Genomic DNA, 16,343 nt, shown 5'->3' with positions numbered 1-16,343 from the left:
CATATTTGATAAGGAGTGAAATTCATGAGCTGTAACGACAACCAACATCATTTTCCATCTAACTGCGTCATTGACGTCGTAAGATTTATTGATGAACTACAAGATTCCATCAGCGAAAATTGTCCAACCGGTTGCGACACACCTTTCCTTGGAGCAAATTGCAACTCACCATTCGCAAATACTCGTCCGTTCGTTCTATTTGATAAATGCGGTGACCTCTTTATTCCAGCAAGCTGCTTCTCTATCCCAACAAAAGAAGTACCATTAAGCGTTCCTCTTCCATCTCCATTTCTACGAGTAGAAAGCGTTGACGAAGATGGATGTGCTGTATTACGCGTGCTAATCCCAGACGTTGAATCTTTAGGTGGAGACGATTGCGATTTATTAGCAGGTAGCTTACTTCACACAATTGATAAAAGCGACTTTACGAATTTAGCTGCACGCTTTTTAATTTGTCAATACTCAAATGGCATCACGAAACCAGATTATCAGTCCGTTCTACAATTCGGTTTAAAAGCATCTCAATTCTGTATTACTGTTGATTTAAGTTGCTTCTGCGCAATCCAATGTCTACGCGACACTCACGTTCGCGGTTGCTAATTTCGTAAAACAAACAAACTATGAAGGTGGTAGCTTCGTCTACCACCTTTTCACGTATTTAAAACGCCATCATCCGTATGGAGATAATCTCGTCAATTGGAATTCTGAGTTCCCTTGGCATTAAACGATTAAAAGTCTCTTGTGCGCGCTTTACTTCCAGCAGTACTTCACCACCTTCATATGCGCGTACATATCCCGTAAACACATCTTGTTTTGTTTTAATTTGACAACGGATAGAAGCAATATAATGAGGTCGATCAATTAAGAATAATATTTTTTCTTCATTATCCATATCCTTAAACGACTTACTACGTTCTCTTTTTTGCCCTCTATCTATTCCCTCCGATTGTTCTATTTCTATATTTTCTGCCTCTCTTTCATTTCGCACCTGCTCCTCAATTTGAGGAGGATCGCCATACATATTTACCTCTCGCTCTTTCTCCATTTGATGAAATGTATCCTCTTTCTCTGCCTCTTTTCGTTTTATATGCTTTTTAGAAGCTTCGTATTCTTTCGCTTCATTTTTTCCCTCCACTGATTGAGGCCATTCCTTTTGTTTGCTCCCTTTCTGTTCAGAAAGGCTTGAAGCTGCTTCCGCTAGTTCCTCACTTGCAACAATTAAATCTGCATTTTTATTCTCCTCGTTTCGAGCTGTACTTTTTTCATTTGATACCTGCATAGCTTTTTCTTTACTTGCTCTCTTCGCCTCAGCAATTTCCCTTCTGATCTTTTCTATTCGAAGGTTCTCGTCTTCTTTCTTTATTACAAATGTTTTTTGTAAATTCCATTTTTTCTCCGAAAAATCCGGTTGCGTTGTATATAATGTCGGATACGGTGTACGCTCCTTCTTTCTTCTGCTCACCACCAATCCCTCCTACATAAAAAAACATCTCTTGTGACATGTATATTCGCAATTAGATGGAACTTGCATAGAAATTTGATGAATTCATCTAACACCTCTAATCAATGAAACAAAAATCTGATAAAGACCTAGTACACACCTCAAATTTCTAGTAAACGAACCTATCGCTCATAGAAAAATCCCCTTTTAATAGGTAACTATCACAATTGCTCGTTTTCTCTTAAAAATACACATTCGTCCTATTTCCAATAGTATCCCAGATGCATTTACTATATTAGATACAAATTAGGGGGTGAAAGAAAATGTCATATCAAAACAATTTTGCGTGTCCATGTCCAACTTATACTCCAACATATACAAAGCCTACTCATCATGAAACTTGCTCTGGTAACTGTAAAAGCAATTGTAAACGTTGCTGTGACGACTGTTTACCAAAAGAAAAATGTTGCGATGGAGCAGCAGCTCATCTTGCAAGCTTAATCTCTGCAAGCTTAAACCTTAGCGGTGGTTCAATCGTGCCACTAGATACAGTTGCAAAATCTGGAAGTGGTGTTTCTGTTCCAAGTAGAGGTGTAATCCGTGTTGAAGAATGTGGCAAATATTTAATTGGCTCATTCGTTGGCATCGGTATCGAATTAATAAGTCCAATCGGTCTACAATTAGTAGTTGAGAGATGCGATGGTTCTTCAGTTATTCACGAAACAGGCTTAATCTTAGGTATCACTCTATTAGACAAATTCCAAGATACAATTTGCCTAGAGCCAGGCGATCGCGTATACTTCCGTACAACTGGTTTAATTTCAGTCGAAATTGCAATTTCACTATCAGTATCTAAATTATGCTGTGACTAATCATCCTTAAAAATATAGAGTATATTACAAAAATAACAACGCAATATCTAGACTTTTCTCTAGATATTGCTTTTTCTTTTTTCATAATCATAAAACAAAAAAATACCATTCTAAAATTAGAATGGTTTTTTTTATATCTGTTTTTATTTTTTCTTATTTCCCACTGAGTCTTTAGTACTTATGCAATTATTGCATTAACCAGAGCGATAACGTTTGTTAAGAAGGTTTGAATTAAAGCGACTAAGCTATCTAAAAGACCAGTCAGAACCGCTAATACCAATGTAAGCATCATGACCCCTCCCATCCTTTGTACTCTACTATATTACATGCAAAGCGAGTATAAACGGTAACGGACAAGCGTCCTATTATATGTACCTATTTTCCAAATATAGTTTCATACTCTTCTCGATTTAACTTACAAACTCCGTACGCTCACATAAACGAACTGAACTAGTAAAGAAGCCTATTTTTATATTTATATCAAAATCTAAACGAACAACTATCGCCATTTTTTCATTCTACGCATTTACTACTATAGTAACTATGTATGAAATTTCTTACCATATTAGGAGGATTAGAATATGACAAATGAAAAAGATCCAAAGGAAATTGATCAAAATGAATTACTGCTGACGCTCCTTAATTCACAAGATGGTAAAAACATTATATTAGAGGCATTAAAATTAGCTGGGGCTGATCCTCATACAGATCATTTCGATCCTGAACAATTGAAAAAACTTTCCACAACGAATATAGATGAATTAAGAACCGCCATTTTAAATAATCCTATTCTCGTCCAAAAAATGCAGGATTTCATTCAATCTACAAACTTAGGACTTCTTACTTCTATCCCAACTTCCAGCAATTCCGCCACACCCCTTACACAAGAACAAATACTTCAAACCATTCTAGAAAACCCATCCGCCCTAGAAAATATCTTTCAGCTCACACAAAAACTCGGAATCGATAAAGATGCTGTATTAGCAGAGTTAACAAAACTTCAAGCAGCAATCAATCTTCTAAAACAACTCCCTTCAGATGAATAAAATAAATAAGATTGGAGGTGTCACAATGCAAAATAAAGATCGAAATTCACATGAATTACTTTTATCAATATTAAGTAAACCAGGTGGGCTGGAATCCTTATTAAAATTAGCTAACTTAATGGGTATAGAAACTTCAAGAAAAAATATAAATATCGAACAGTTAAAAGATATCCAAAATCAAGACCCGAATGAACTCTTACTCTCAATATTAGATAAACCTGACGGATTAGATACGTTAATTCAAATTGCCGAACTAGGCGGAGTTAAGCTCCCTAAAGAAAAATTAACTGCTGAGAAAATAAAAGAATCCCTTTCTTCAAAAGAGGATTCAACTGTACCTAACTTAGCAGAACAAACTAACAAAACTGAAACTCCTACACAAACTTCAAATACATTTGCTACGAGAATACAAAATGTACTTTCTCAACATGTATCAACACTTTTAGGAAGAATTACCTCACCGGATGTTTCTTCAAATTTATTTACACTGTTTACTACCATATTGCCATTACAAAATATTACTAGAGCATTAACAGCCATGATTCGACTAGCAACTGATGATTCTTCACCTCAAGAACATCGAACGAGTCCAACTTCAATTGCCGAAAAACAAATACATGCTCTAAAAAATCTACTCACGAAAAATACTGCCAATCAAGAAAAACTTTCCGCAAATTCCCTTTTACCAAAACAAGCTCTTCACTCCTTAACAAAATTAGAGGAATTGCTAAAAAGTAAAAAATAAAAAGGCACAAAAATGTGTGCCTTTTTATCGTATTATTCGTTATCTTATTATCCTAAAATATGATACCCAGAATCCACGTGAATATTCTCACCCGTTACACCGCTTGCTAAGTCACTAAATAAGAATAGCGCTGTGTTTCCAACTTCTTCTTGTGTGACATTACGGCGAAGTGGCGCGCGCTCTTCAATTTGTTTTAAAATGCTGTTAAAGTCTCCGACACCTTTTGCAGATAGTGTACGAATTGGGCCTGCTGATACTGAGTTTACACGAATATTATGTTGACCTAAGTCATTTGCTAAGTATCTTACACTTGCATCTAATGAAGCTTTTGCAACCCCCATTACGTTATAGTTAGCAACAACGCGTTCTCCGCCAAGGTATGTTAATGTGACAATACTTCCACCTTCTGTCATAAGTGGTTTCACAGCTTTGGCAACTGCTGTTAAAGAGAATGAACTAATATTTTGTGCAAGTAAGAATCCATCGCGAGATGTGTCAACAAATTCTCCTTTTAAATCATCGCGGTTCGCAAATGCGATGCAGTGTGCTAATCCGTGCACGACACCAACTTCTTCTTTAATTGTAGCAAAGCAGCGTGCGATATCTTCATCATTTGTTATATCACATGGTAAAACAAGTGACTTTTGACCGTCTAATGATTCCGCTAAGTCACGCACGTTTTTCTCTAAACGCTCACCAGCGTATGTAAAGATTAAGTTTGCTCCAGCGTTATGCAATGAACGAGCAATGCCCCACGCAATGCTTCGTTGGTTTGCAACACCCATTACAATAATATTTTTCCCTTGTAAGTTGAGAAGATTCATTTATTTATCCCCCTAAATCTATTTAATACAATCTGTTATTAGTACCTGGTAATATAATTATATCATATCACAAAATCTCAAGAAGACAAAATAAAAATTATTCAAAAACTAATTTCTTCTTTATTGAGTGGCCTTTTCCCCATTCCCACTCATTGTGAATTCTCACTAATCGAACTGTTACAGGCGTTCCTCCTTCTACTTCTCTTGAGGTAGGAGGAGATTCTTCTTTATAGGTTTGAAAATGAAATAAATCATTTGCAAATTATGTAAAATTCGCTAATATGATTATAAAGTACAACTTGAATCAATAGTGCGCTTCTTTAATCCTTATTGATTCAGACCTTTCAAATAGCTCTAACTTCTAGTTTCTATCTTCTTTGCTGATTTTTAAGACGCTACCTTAAAATCGCAAGAATAACGTCTTTTTGTATTACATGACATGCAATAGAAAGGACTACATACGGTGAAAGATCAGAATGCTCAATATCGAATCGATTATGTATTATTACTTATTTTATTGGCAATTGGGATTGTAAGTTGTTTTGCCATCGCAAGCGCTCAACCATCTTTACCACCGCTGTTACAAAATGTGAATTTTGTACTAAAACAAATTCAGTGGTATATCATTGGGATTATAGCTATTATCGCGATTATGATTATTGATTTTGATCGTTATAAACAAATTGCTTGGTATCTATATGGCTTCGCAATGATACTCCTGATCGGACTTGAGTTCAAAATTCCTGGTGCTGTTACAATTAAGGGGGCTACTGCTTGGTACAGATTACCTGGCCTTGGAAATTTTCAGCCTTCGGAAATTATGAAGTTATTTCTTATTATTGTGGTTGGACGAATTATTTCAAACCATAATGAAAAATATCCGTTCCACTCACCGCGTGAAGACATGATTTTGCTGGGGAAAATTTTTTCCGCAAGTTTACCACCTCTACTACTTATCGCGAAAGAACCTGACTTAGGCAATACGATGGTTATTTCAGCAATGCTTGCAGCGATGATTTTAGTTTCTGGTATACGCTGGCGCTTTATTATCGGTCTAGTAGCACTCGCTACTACTGCAGCAGCTACTTTAACATATATTTATTTTGAGCATACAGCCTTTTTTAAAGCACATATTTTAAAAGAATACCAATTAGATCGCTTCTATGGTTGGTTAGCTCCTTATGAATATGAAACGCAAGGATATCAATTACGCCAGGCACTGTTAGCTACCGGATCTGGTGAACTTTACGGAAAAGGATGGGCCAATAATCAAGTATATTTTCCAGAGCCGCATACCGATTTTATTTTTACTAATATTGCAGAACAATTTGGATTTTTAGGAGCAAGTTTCGTTATTTCTCTTTTTTTCTTGCTCATCTATCGAATGATACATATCGCATTAGAAAGCAATGATCCATTCGGCAGTTATCTATGTGCGGGAACAATTGGAATGTTTACATTCCAAGTATTCCAAAACATCGGAATGACAATTGGACTACTTCCCATTACTGGGATTACCCTTCCTCTTATGAGTTATGGCGGTAGTTCTTTGCTCACCTATATGATTGCAATTGGATTTATCTTAAATGTACGATCGCGAACAAAAATATTTATGTTTGATTAAGCCATATCTATTGTGGATATGGTTTTTCTTACTTTTCTTTAGGCATACTAATAAAAAAAGAAGAATGAGAGGTTATCGAATGAAATATGATATTATGGGAGACATTCATGGCTGTTTTCAAGAATTCAAAACATTAACAACGAAACTTGGATATAATTGGGATAGCGGTCTTCCGATTCATCCTGAAAAGCGACAACTCGCCTTTGTTGGGGATATTACCGACCGCGGTCCAGCATCATTACAGATGATTGAAATTGTATGGGAGCTTGTAATTAAGCAAAAACAAGCTTATTATGCACCAGGAAATCATTGCAATAAATTGTATCGATTCTTTCTTGGGCGTAATGTAACAATTGCGCATGGCTTAGAAACAACTGTTGCTGAATATAAAGCTCTATCCTCTAATGAGCAAGCAATCATAAAACATAAATTTATCGACCTATATGAACAATCTCCACTCTATCACATACTTGATAACAATCAATTGATTGTATGTCACGCTGGTATAAGGCAAGATTACATAGGGAGGGCAGATAAAAAGGTTCAAACTTTTGTTTTGTATGGTGATATTACAGGTGAAAAACATCCTGATGGCTCTCCCGTTCGTCGTGATTGGGCCCAAAATTATACAGGAAATGCTTGGATTGTATATGGGCATACGCCTGTTAAAGAACCTCGTTTTGTCAATCATACAGTAAATATTGATACGGGTGCGGTCTTTGGTGGAAAACTCACTGGACTTCGCTATCCTGAAATGGAAACGATTTCGGTTCCATCTTCCTTACCATTTGTTCCTGAAAAATTCCGCCCCATTTCATAAAACAAAACTTTAATCTGCATCCGACTCATTATGAATCTTCTTTCATGAATCGCTCTACTCCCATCTTACTTTCTCTCTATGTTTTGAGGTGGGAGTCTTACTAGAGATCCAATCAAATACATTTCTAACGCATTTCACCTTGTAAGAAAAAATAAGAAAGAAATTGAAAAGATGCGTTTTATTTTGCTTCTTTTTTCATTTATGTGGCATATACTGTCGCAGGAGGTGCCAAAATGAAGAAAAAATCTTCCAGACAAAAACAATCTTTCTTCCCCATGTATCACCCTAACTACGGTATGAATAATTGGTGTAGCATTCGTGCTGCCGCTTTAGAAGTTCTTGAAGGTAATCAAATGGCTGAAGAAAATGATACAAAGTTAGATCCAATCATCCAATATATCGCAAATCGAAAAGCAGAAAAATTCCAAAGAAAAAAAGAGCGTCTTTCTAAAAACAATTTATCTCATAATCATATTCAATGTACAAACAGAACAGAAAAAAGACGACAGCCCCCTAAATTACCACAGCCAGAAAATCTAGAATATATTACCAATCAGGTACAGAAGATAAAAAACTTGTTAAAACCAAATCCAGCCCATCCTGTGGAGAAACAAGATTCGAAAGAAAGAACAGCAACACAAAAATATGCCCATGCAGAAGGGCGACATACGAAAGCAGATGGCATTGCCTCACATGCTGAAGGGCTTCTTACACATGCAAGCAATGTCTTTGCACATGCTGAAGGTTCCAAAACAAAAGCAACTGGACATAGTTCACATAGTGAGGGAAGTGAAACGACAGCTAGCGGAAATTACGCACACGCGGAAGGAAAATATACGATTGCTTTAGGCGATGCTGCCCATGCAGAAGGGACAGCAACTGTAGCAGCTGGATTCTCTTCACATGCCGAAGGGCTCTATACATCGACAGCTCATTTTGCAGGTGCTCATATTATGGGGAAATTCGGCTCCGCAGAACAACCATATTCATGGTTCATCGCCAACGGTACTCACCATTCTATGCCTGGTTTAGGGGCAAAATGGCTCGCTCATAACGGCGAAATGTACATTGAAGGTGCCTCTTATAACGCGAGTGGAACAGACTATGCACAAATGTTTGAAACAGCCAATCAAAAAACAATTGATGTGGGATATTTCGTGACATTCGATACAGAAGAAAAAATCCGTAAAGCAAACGCTACAGATTCATTTATATTAGGGATCTCTAGCGCCACTCCTCTTATTATTGGTAATAGTGCTCCGTTAAGCTGGCATAGCCGCTATGTAACAGATGAATGGGGACAACGAAAATATGTAGGAGAAGAGAAAGAACCTATGATTCATGCGGAGTGGAACCCAAGTATAAAATACACACCGAGAAGAGAGAGACCAGAGTGGGTACCTGTCGGATTAATTGGACAAATATTAGTACGTGATGATGGTACTTGCCAAACACACGGATATTGCCGCCCAAATGATAACGGTATCGCTACAGCATCAACGAGCGGATATTTTGTTATGAAGCGTACAGGTCCAAACCAAATTTTAATATTATTTCGCTAAAAGCTGTCCTCTTCCATGAGGACAGCTTTTATCATTCCATATTGTTTTTTTACTATTCTCTCGCTAAAACAGTATGCATGTCTGTTGGTATATCTGCCGAAAATGACATTTCCTTCTCCAAAATCGGGTGATAAAAAGTCAACGATTTACTGTGAAGCGCTTGACGCTTTATTAAATCCAATTGCCCGCCGTATAAATCATCCCCTAATAATGGATGTCCAATATGTGCCATATGTACCCGAATTTGGTGCGTTCTACCGGTATCTAATTGCAATGCAACATGTGTTTTGTTAGAATAGCGTTTTCGCACTTGAAAATGTGTGACAGCCTTTTGACCATCTTCGCGTACCATCCGTTCAATAATACTATCGCTCTTTCTTCCAATTGGCGCATCAATCGTACCTGACTCATTCAACATCCTTCCGTGGACAACTGCTTCATATGTTCGTTTTACTTGTTTTTGTTGATGCTGTTTCGATAAGAGGTGATGGACAAATCGATTCTTCGCAATTAACATCAATCCTGAAGTATCACGGTCGAGCCTTGTTACAATATGCACTGTACTTGCAAGTTTCTGCGTATCATAATGATAAAGAAGTGCATTGGCGATACTACCTGTTGGATGTTCCCTTGACGGAATGGTTGACATGTACGGTTCTTTATTGATAACAAGAACCGCATCATCTTCGTATACAATCGACAGTGGAATCTTTTCAGCTACCATCCCTTCACTTCTTTCCTCTACCGGAAAAAAGATTTGCAATATTTCTCCTGTTTTTAATATGTGACGAACCGTTGCCTCTTCACCATTTACTTCAATCGCTCCGCCATGAAACTTTATGTCAGTTAAAGCGGCTTTAGAAATCCCTTTCGTTTTAACAAATTCTCGAATGAGAACTCCTTCTTCCGCTTCCGTTATATCCCATTTTAATGTAAATCTCTTCAAATAGATAAACCCTTTCTATTCATCCGTAACAAATGAATCACGAACTCGTTTCCAGAATGGGAACGGACGGAAACGAACAAATCGTACTTTCTCGTTTGCTACGCGATATTGGATTGATTTCACATCTTGGTGAACCATTGTTAAATGATCGATTGTAATTTGTAAATTCATTCCTACAGTCGGCTTTAAGACACATGTATGATGCTTTGGTAAAACAAGTGGAGAACCCACTGTACGAAAGACGCGATTATTAATCGATGCCATTTCCGCAATTTGAATCGCTTCAATAGACGGATGAATAATTGCCCCGCCCAGCGCTTTATTGTAAGCTGTGCTTCCTGAAGGAGTAGAGATACAAAGCCCGTCTCCTCTAAATGTTTCGAAATATTCCCCGCGAATTTCTACTTCCGTAACTAATGTACCTTCTGCCCTTTTTACAGTCGCTTCATTTAGAGCTAAATACTGTGATTCTTTCCCTCCATTCACATAGCGAATAATCACTTCTAAAAGCGGATATTCCACTACTTGAAATGGTGTTTTTGCAATCGCAATTACTAATTTCTCTACCTCTGTCGGTAGCCAATCCGCATAGAATCCTAAATGTCCAGTATGTACACCGACGAACGCTGTCTCACCTAAACGATGACAATAGCGATGAAATGCATATAAAAGCGTTCCATCTCCCCCAACAGAAATTACAATATCGGGTTCCTTTTCATCCATTGTAAATCCAAAATCAAGCAAATACTCTTTCATCGTACTCGCAAGTGCATTTGATGATTGATCTCCCTTTGACATAATTGTAAATTTCATTGCCCAACACCCTTTAATTTATGATTCAGATTCTTTCGCTTCTTGTTTCCTTGAAAAAATCTTTTGCGCTTCTTGAATTTCAAAGCGAATCGAAGACATTTCCTCGTCTAACAAAAACGCAGCTTCGGCTGCACGTTGCAAACGTACCTTTATATCTTCTGGGAAACGCCCGCTATATTTGTAATTTAAAGAATGCTCAATGGTTGCCCAGAAATTCATGGCTAACGTGCGAATTTGAATTTCAACCAGCACTTTCTTCTCTCCGCAAATGGTTTGAACAGGGTAACTAATGACAACATGATAAGAGCGATAACCGCTCTCTTTCTTCTGCGTGACATAATCTCGCTCTTCCACAATTTCAAAGTCATTGCGTTTGCGGAGATATTCCACAACTGGTTTGATTTCATCAACAAATTGACACATCATGCGCAGTCCCGCAATATCCTGCATCTCTTCTCTCAGTCGATTTAACGGAATTCCTCGTTTTTCTGCTTTATCAATAATACTTGCTACCGATTTTACCCTTCCTGTTACAAATTCAATTGGGGAATGCTCCGTTAGCATAGTAAACTGGGTTCGCATTCCTTTTAACTTTACTTTTAGCTCCGCCACCGCTTGATGGTAAGGGGCCAAAAATTCTTCCCAATTACGATTCATTTCAACCACCACCAAAGTCAATCCATTTCCTTATAGAAATACTTTCTCTACCGCTGACACAAGTTCTTCACCATAATTTGCATTACCTTCAATATTACGAATTAAATACTCCAACTCTTCTTTTAATTGTTCTAATTCAATCTCCATATCATTTACATGAACGAACATTTTCTTATCTTGTTGCATTGCTTCACGCATCGCTTCCCAGCATGTATGCGGAATGCTTACATATACGAAAGATGATTCATTTTCTAAAATATATAAAAATGATAAGTGATCTGAGTCTACAAGTACATGGTTACGTGCTGTTAATTCCTTTACTTCTATTTCAGTATTTTCTGCACAAAAAATAAGAGCATTCTCTCTTTCTTTTACGCTCTTAACTTGAATTTTATTTTGCATGCTTTAACTCCTCCATATCAACATCCTGTCTTACTCAACACTATTATTGTATCATAACATGGACGCAAACAAATAAAACATTGAACCAATTTTATGAAAAAGAGATAATGTCTAAAGGATGACTTTTATAAAGGAGCTTATCAAATGACACAAGAAATTGAAATTGAATTTAAAAATATGGTAACAAAAGAAGAATTTTCGGTATTATGTGATGCCTTTTCTATTCAAACATTTACAAAACAAGTCAATCATTATTTTGAAACACCTAACTTTGCTTTAAAGCAAGCGGGCTCCGCTCTTCGTATTCGTTATAAAAATGGCACTTATACACTTACTTTAAAACAACCAGCTCAAACAGGATTGCTTGAAACTCATCAATCTTTAACACAAGAAGAAGCAAAAACAATGCTCGAAACAAATCACCTCATTCCAGGGGCTGTATTAAAACAACTGCAAGCCTTACAAATCCCTGTTTCTTCTTTAACGTATATGGGAAGTTTAACAACAGAAAGAGCAGAAACCACTTTTAAAGGGGGGATACTTGTATTTGATCATAGTTTCTATTACAATCACGATGATTATGAACTTGAATACGAAGTACAAGACGAGCTAACTGGAAAGGTTGATTTTCTTCACTTGTTAAATCAATACAATATCCCTGTTCGGCATACAAAAAATAAAGTACAACGCTTTTTTCTTGCAAAACAAAGCGATGCACGCTAAATTGAAATTTCCAGCAGCGAATATGCTATGCTGCTGGAAATCCTATTAACTAGATTCCAAAGGACTCCCTGTCGTTTGGAAAAAAGAGTGATGCGTAATCACTTGCGTTTAAATTTATACACCTATTCAAGAAACATACAATAAGCAAGGGATTGGAGGAAAACTGTTTAGTTGCTCTTCGTAACAATCCATTGCTACAATAAATATACACTTGATGGAAAAAGGAGCTTATAAAGGATGAGCAAGCAACCGATGACACCATTTGAAGCGATTGGTAGTGAACAAGGCATTGCAACATTAGTCGATACATTTTATTCCTATGTTAGCAAACACCCTGACTTGTCTCCCATCTTCCCAGACGATTTAACAGAAACGGCGAGAAAACAGAAACAATTTTTAACACAATATTTAGGCGGTCCAAACTTATATACAGAAGAACACGGGCATCCGATGTTACGAGCGCGTCATCTCCCTTTTGAGATTACACCAAAGCGAGCGAAGGCCTGGTTATCATGTATGAAGCAAGCAATGGACGATACAGGCATACAAGGACCGATTCGAGAGTTTGTTTTTGAACGTTTAGCATTAACTGCACAACATATGGTCAACACTCCAGATGAAATAGGTGAAGCGTAATGGATAAACAAGAAGCAAAGCATATGCGTATGCCTTCTTCTTCCACTTGTGAACATAAATCTGTAGAAGCCTATTTGTTTGTTGATCCACTTTGCAAAGACTGCTGGGAAATCGAGTCAATTGTCATGAAACTATGTCTTGAATATGGAGGGTACTTTTCGATACGACATATATTAACTGGAAAAGTAGACGGAGCAACTCCCTCCTCACACAAATGGAATAAACCTGCTAATATTCGATTTGTGTGGGAAAAAACAACGAGCTTGCATGGATTTTCATGTGATGGAAAAGTTCATATGCAAGAGGCCGCATCTACACCATATTTAGCCTCGCTTGCCATTAAGGCAGCGGAGTTGCAAGGTCGAAAAGCAGGTTCGAGGTTTTTGCGAAAACTCCAGGAGTACATTTTTCTTGAAAATGTATTAAAGCCTGATGCAAACGTATTGCTAACATGCGCGAAACAAAGCGGGATTGATGCAGAAGAATTTCAAAAAGACTTACATTCTATTAGTGCAAAAAAAGCATTTCAATGCGATTTAAAATTTACAAATGAAATGCATATTACCGAGATTCCTTCTCTCGTATTTTTTCATGCAAATTCAGATGAAGAAGGCATCAAAATTGCCGGCATTTATTCTTATGATGTATATGTTCAGCTCTTAAAAGAACTTGTAAAATTTGAAATGGAACCAGTGCCATTACCACCACTAGAACGATTACTAGAAATGGTTCAGTTCATATCTTCTAAAGAACTTTCCTTTATTTATGAATGCTCGCAGCAAGAAATAGAACGGGAGCTAAAGAAATTATCTCTCAAAAGAAAAGTGCAAATGATTGAAATGAGATGTGTACGTTATTGGAAATGGATTAAAAAAGAAAAAGACCTGGTGTAAACACCAGGTCTTTTTCTTTACGGCTTATAAAAATATTAAAGGGGATGGGAGAAATTTTCACGTTCAAACAAAGGGGTATATGTTTGTATGTGAATTCGTTCACGTCTATTATATTACAAGATTCGACGTCAGATGACAAGCACTTTTGTCGAAATTCACACTTTTGTCACATTCTAAACGTTTTCATTACTGAATAAGCTATAGAAAAAGTAATTTAGGAGGTGTTTTTATGAAAAAAATCCATATTTTCCTACTTTTTTTCGGGATCATCATTTCTTTTTTCTTATACATTCTTTCTTTATTAGAAGCTTTTCCTAAAATGATTGCTCTCCCCCTTTTATTCGGGGTCATTCTCACAAATCTTTCTTATTTCAATTATAGGAAGCGATTTAAAGGTCTCTAATGCAAAAAGGCGAGAGTCCTCACTCTCGCCTTTTTGCATTCACTATTATTTCTTTTCAAATAATAAAGCTTCTAACTCATTTAACTTCTCTTCAAATACTTGTAATGCTTCTTTAACAGGCTCTGGTGATGTCATATCTACCCCTGCTTTTTTCAATACCTCGATTGGATAATCGGAGCTTCCAGCTTTTAAGAATTCATTAATATAGCGCTCTACTGCTGGCTTTCCTTCTTCTAAAATCTGTTTCGATAAAGCAGTCGCTGCACTAAATCCTGTTGCATATTGGTATACGTAGTAATTGTAATAGAAATGCGGGATACGGGACCATTCTAATCCAATTTCTTTATCAATTACTACGGCATCTCCAAAGTATGTTTTATTTAAGTCATAGTAAATTTCAGTTAACATATCTGGTGTTACTGCATGACCTTCTTGTACCTTTTGATGGATGATATGTTCAAATTCCGCAAACATCGTTTGACGGAATACTGTTCCGCGGAATCCTTCTAAATAATGATTTAATAAATATAAACGCTCTTTTTTATCTTCTGTTGTTTTTAACAGATAGTCATTAAGAAGCGCTTCATTACATGTAGAAGCAACTTCAGCCACAAAGATGGAATAATCTCCATACACGTGCGGTTGTGTTTTTCTTGTATAGTAACTATGCACAGAATGACCAAATTCATGCGCTAATGTAAATAAGTTATTTACATTATCATGCCAGTTCATTAAGATATATGGGTTTGTTCCATATGCTCCAGATGAATAAGCTCCGCTACGCTTCCCTTTATTTTCGTATACATCTACCCAGCGATTTTCATATGCTTCTTTTAAAATGTCAACATATTCGTCACCAAGAACATGTAACGATTTTAATAAAATCTCTTGTGCTTCTTCATATTTCACATTCATTTTCACTTCTGGTACAAGAGGAGTGTATAAGTCGTACATATGTAATTCATCGAGTTTTAATGCACGTTTACGAATATCAATGTAACGGTGTAATAAATGTAAATGATTGTGTACGGTTTCGATAAGTTGATCATATACCGTTTCCGGAATATGATTGTTACTTAATGCTGCTTGACGTGCAGAATCATATTTGCGTACGCGAGCATTGAAGTTATTGCGTTTTACCGCACCACTTAAAGTACTCGCAAATGTATTTTTAAATTTCCCGTACGTTTCATACACAGCATGAAAAGCATCATGGCGCACGCGACGATCATCACTCTCTAAAAATTGAATATAGCGACCATGCGTAACTTCTACTTCCTCTCCATTCTCATCTTTAATCGATGGAAATTTTAAATCCGCATTATTCAACATCCCAAATGTATTACTTGAAGAACTCATGACTTCAGCCGCTTCTGCCAGCAATGATTCTTCAGCCTCAGATAATACGTGAGGACGCTGACGTGTAATCTCTTCTAATGCATGTTCATACACGCGTAATTCTTTATTTTCCTGTAAGAACGACTGTAACAGTTCTTGTGAAATCTTTAAAATTTCAGGCACGATGTATGCTGTGCTACTGGAAACTTGTGAGTATAAGTTCATCGCACGATCGTTGAGTGCTTGATAAGTAGAATTGGTTGTATCTTGATCGTAACGCATATGTGCATATGTATATAATTTTCCTAACCGCATAGAAATTTCATCTTCATATTGTAATGCTGCTAATAAGGACTCGGCAGAATCACCAAGCTTACCCTTAAACTCATTTAACTTCGGTAATAGCTCTTTTATGGCTTGAAATTCTTTTTCCCACGCTTCATCCGTTTGAAAGATATCTTCTAAACGCCACGTATTTTTTTCTTCAATTTCACTGCGATCTGGTAATACTTTTCCTGCATTTTGTTCCGACATGAATAGACCCTCCTTCTAAACTCTTTACTTAATTTCGATGATTCTTATGTAATTCCTTCTGGGT

At 36.8% G+C, this 16,343-nt stretch carries 17 protein-coding genes; 10 read left to right on the top strand and 7 right to left on the bottom strand.

The genetic code is table 11. The features are described 5' to 3' along the window. Positions 1-24: 24 nt before the first annotated feature. Entirely contained in the window at positions 25-600 is a 576-nt protein-coding gene (locus MR059_RS11270; RefSeq protein WP_011984012.1) for a CotY/CotZ family spore coat protein, read from the top strand. Between the two features lie 58 nt (positions 601-658). On the opposite strand, the gene MR059_RS11265 is transcribed toward MR059_RS11270, so the two are convergent. Further along, positions 659-1,462 (bottom strand): CotO family spore coat protein, encoded by an 804-nt coding sequence (locus tag MR059_RS11265; protein ID WP_041809527.1) that lies wholly within the window; start codon positions 1,460-1,462, stop codon positions 659-661. A 302-nt stretch (positions 1,463-1,764) separates the two neighbouring features. On the opposite strand from MR059_RS11265, the gene MR059_RS11260 reads away from it, so the two are divergent. From MR059_RS11260 to MR059_RS11250, 3 genes are all read left to right on the top strand, one after another. Beyond that, the gene (locus MR059_RS11260) at positions 1,765-2,313 is read left to right on the top strand and encodes a hypothetical protein (RefSeq protein ID WP_011984010.1); all 549 of its coding nucleotides are present in this window, start codon (positions 1,765-1,767) and stop codon (positions 2,311-2,313) included. A 581-nt stretch (positions 2,314-2,894) separates the two neighbouring features. Next, complete coding sequence (locus tag MR059_RS11255; protein ID WP_011984009.1) at positions 2,895-3,359, top strand: hypothetical protein; 465 nt, start codon at positions 2,895-2,897, stop codon at positions 3,357-3,359. Between the two features lie 25 nt (positions 3,360-3,384). Then, the gene (locus MR059_RS11250; RefSeq protein ID WP_011984008.1) at positions 3,385-4,104 is read left to right on the top strand and encodes a hypothetical protein; all 720 of its coding nucleotides are present in this window, start codon (positions 3,385-3,387) and stop codon (positions 4,102-4,104) included. 47 nt (positions 4,105-4,151) lie between these two features. Here the strand turns inward: MR059_RS11250 and fabI are convergent, their stop codons facing one another. After that, positions 4,152-4,928: an enoyl-ACP reductase FabI gene (gene fabI / locus MR059_RS11245; protein ID WP_011984007.1), complete on the bottom strand. Its 777-nt coding sequence runs from the start codon at positions 4,926-4,928 to the stop codon at positions 4,152-4,154. Between the two features lie 463 nt (positions 4,929-5,391). Here fabI and MR059_RS11240 point away from each other — a divergent pair, with 463 nt between their 5' ends. From MR059_RS11240 to MR059_RS11230, 3 genes are all read left to right on the top strand, one after another. Continuing rightward, positions 5,392-6,552, top strand: a complete 1,161-nt coding sequence (locus MR059_RS11240; protein ID WP_011984006.1) for an FtsW/RodA/SpoVE family cell cycle protein — start codon at positions 5,392-5,394, stop codon at positions 6,550-6,552. Positions 6,553-6,631: 79 nt separating this feature from the next. Next, positions 6,632-7,372: a bis(5'-nucleosyl)-tetraphosphatase PrpE gene (prpE, locus tag MR059_RS11235; protein WP_011984005.1), complete on the top strand. Its 741-nt coding sequence runs from the start codon at positions 6,632-6,634 to the stop codon at positions 7,370-7,372. Positions 7,373-7,605: 233 nt separating this feature from the next. Then, positions 7,606-8,934 (top strand): peptidase G2 autoproteolytic cleavage domain-containing protein, encoded by a 1,329-nt coding sequence (locus MR059_RS11230; RefSeq protein ID WP_011984004.1) that lies wholly within the window; start codon positions 7,606-7,608, stop codon positions 8,932-8,934. Between the two features lie 52 nt (positions 8,935-8,986). Here the strand turns inward: MR059_RS11230 and MR059_RS11225 are convergent, their stop codons facing one another. The 4 genes from MR059_RS11225 to MR059_RS11210 are packed head-to-tail and all read right to left on the bottom strand — an operon-like array spanning position 8,987 to position 11,752. Then, positions 8,987-9,880, bottom strand: coding sequence for an RluA family pseudouridine synthase (locus MR059_RS11225; protein WP_011984003.1), 894 nt, complete (start codon positions 9,878-9,880; stop codon positions 8,987-8,989). A 15-nt stretch (positions 9,881-9,895) separates the two neighbouring features. After that, on the bottom strand, positions 9,896-10,693 hold the full coding sequence (locus MR059_RS11220) for an NAD kinase (RefSeq protein ID WP_011984002.1): 798 nt from the start codon (positions 10,691-10,693) through the stop codon (positions 9,896-9,898). 18 nt (positions 10,694-10,711) lie between these two features. After that, positions 10,712-11,350, bottom strand: a complete 639-nt coding sequence (yjbM, locus tag MR059_RS11215; protein WP_011984001.1) for a GTP diphosphokinase — start codon at positions 11,348-11,350, stop codon at positions 10,712-10,714. Positions 11,351-11,380: 30 nt separating this feature from the next. Then, positions 11,381-11,752: a UPF0738 family protein gene (locus MR059_RS11210; protein ID WP_011984000.1), complete on the bottom strand. Its 372-nt coding sequence runs from the start codon at positions 11,750-11,752 to the stop codon at positions 11,381-11,383. A 144-nt stretch (positions 11,753-11,896) separates the two neighbouring features. On the opposite strand from MR059_RS11210, the gene MR059_RS11205 reads away from it, so the two are divergent. From MR059_RS11205 to MR059_RS11195, 3 genes are all read left to right on the top strand, one after another. Beyond that, positions 11,897-12,475: a CYTH domain-containing protein gene (locus MR059_RS11205; protein ID WP_011983999.1), complete on the top strand. Its 579-nt coding sequence runs from the start codon at positions 11,897-11,899 to the stop codon at positions 12,473-12,475. 237 nt (positions 12,476-12,712) lie between these two features. Next, positions 12,713-13,111, top strand: a complete 399-nt coding sequence (locus MR059_RS11200) for a globin domain-containing protein (RefSeq protein ID WP_011983998.1) — start codon at positions 12,713-12,715, stop codon at positions 13,109-13,111. Continuing rightward, positions 13,111-14,004: a ClpXP adapter SpxH family protein gene (locus MR059_RS11195; RefSeq protein ID WP_242161759.1), complete on the top strand. Its 894-nt coding sequence runs from the start codon at positions 13,111-13,113 to the stop codon at positions 14,002-14,004. The genes MR059_RS11200 and MR059_RS11195 overlap by 1 nt, the downstream gene beginning before the upstream one ends. Positions 14,005-14,452: 448 nt before the next feature. Here the strand turns inward: MR059_RS11195 and pepF are convergent, their stop codons facing one another. Continuing rightward, a complete protein-coding gene (gene pepF / locus MR059_RS11190; RefSeq protein ID WP_011983996.1) occupies positions 14,453-16,279 on the bottom strand; it encodes an oligoendopeptidase F in 1,827 nt (608 codons plus the stop codon). Between the last annotated feature and the right edge of the window lie 64 nt (positions 16,280-16,343).

Source organism: Bacillus cereus group sp. BfR-BA-01522 (genome assembly GCF_022662635.1).
GTDB classification, from domain to species: Bacteria; Bacillota; Bacilli; order Bacillales; family Bacillaceae_G; genus Bacillus_A; species Bacillus_A cytotoxicus.
The sequence above is the reverse complement of the archived record's forward strand: the minus strand, read 5'-3'. Positions and strand labels throughout refer to the sequence as shown.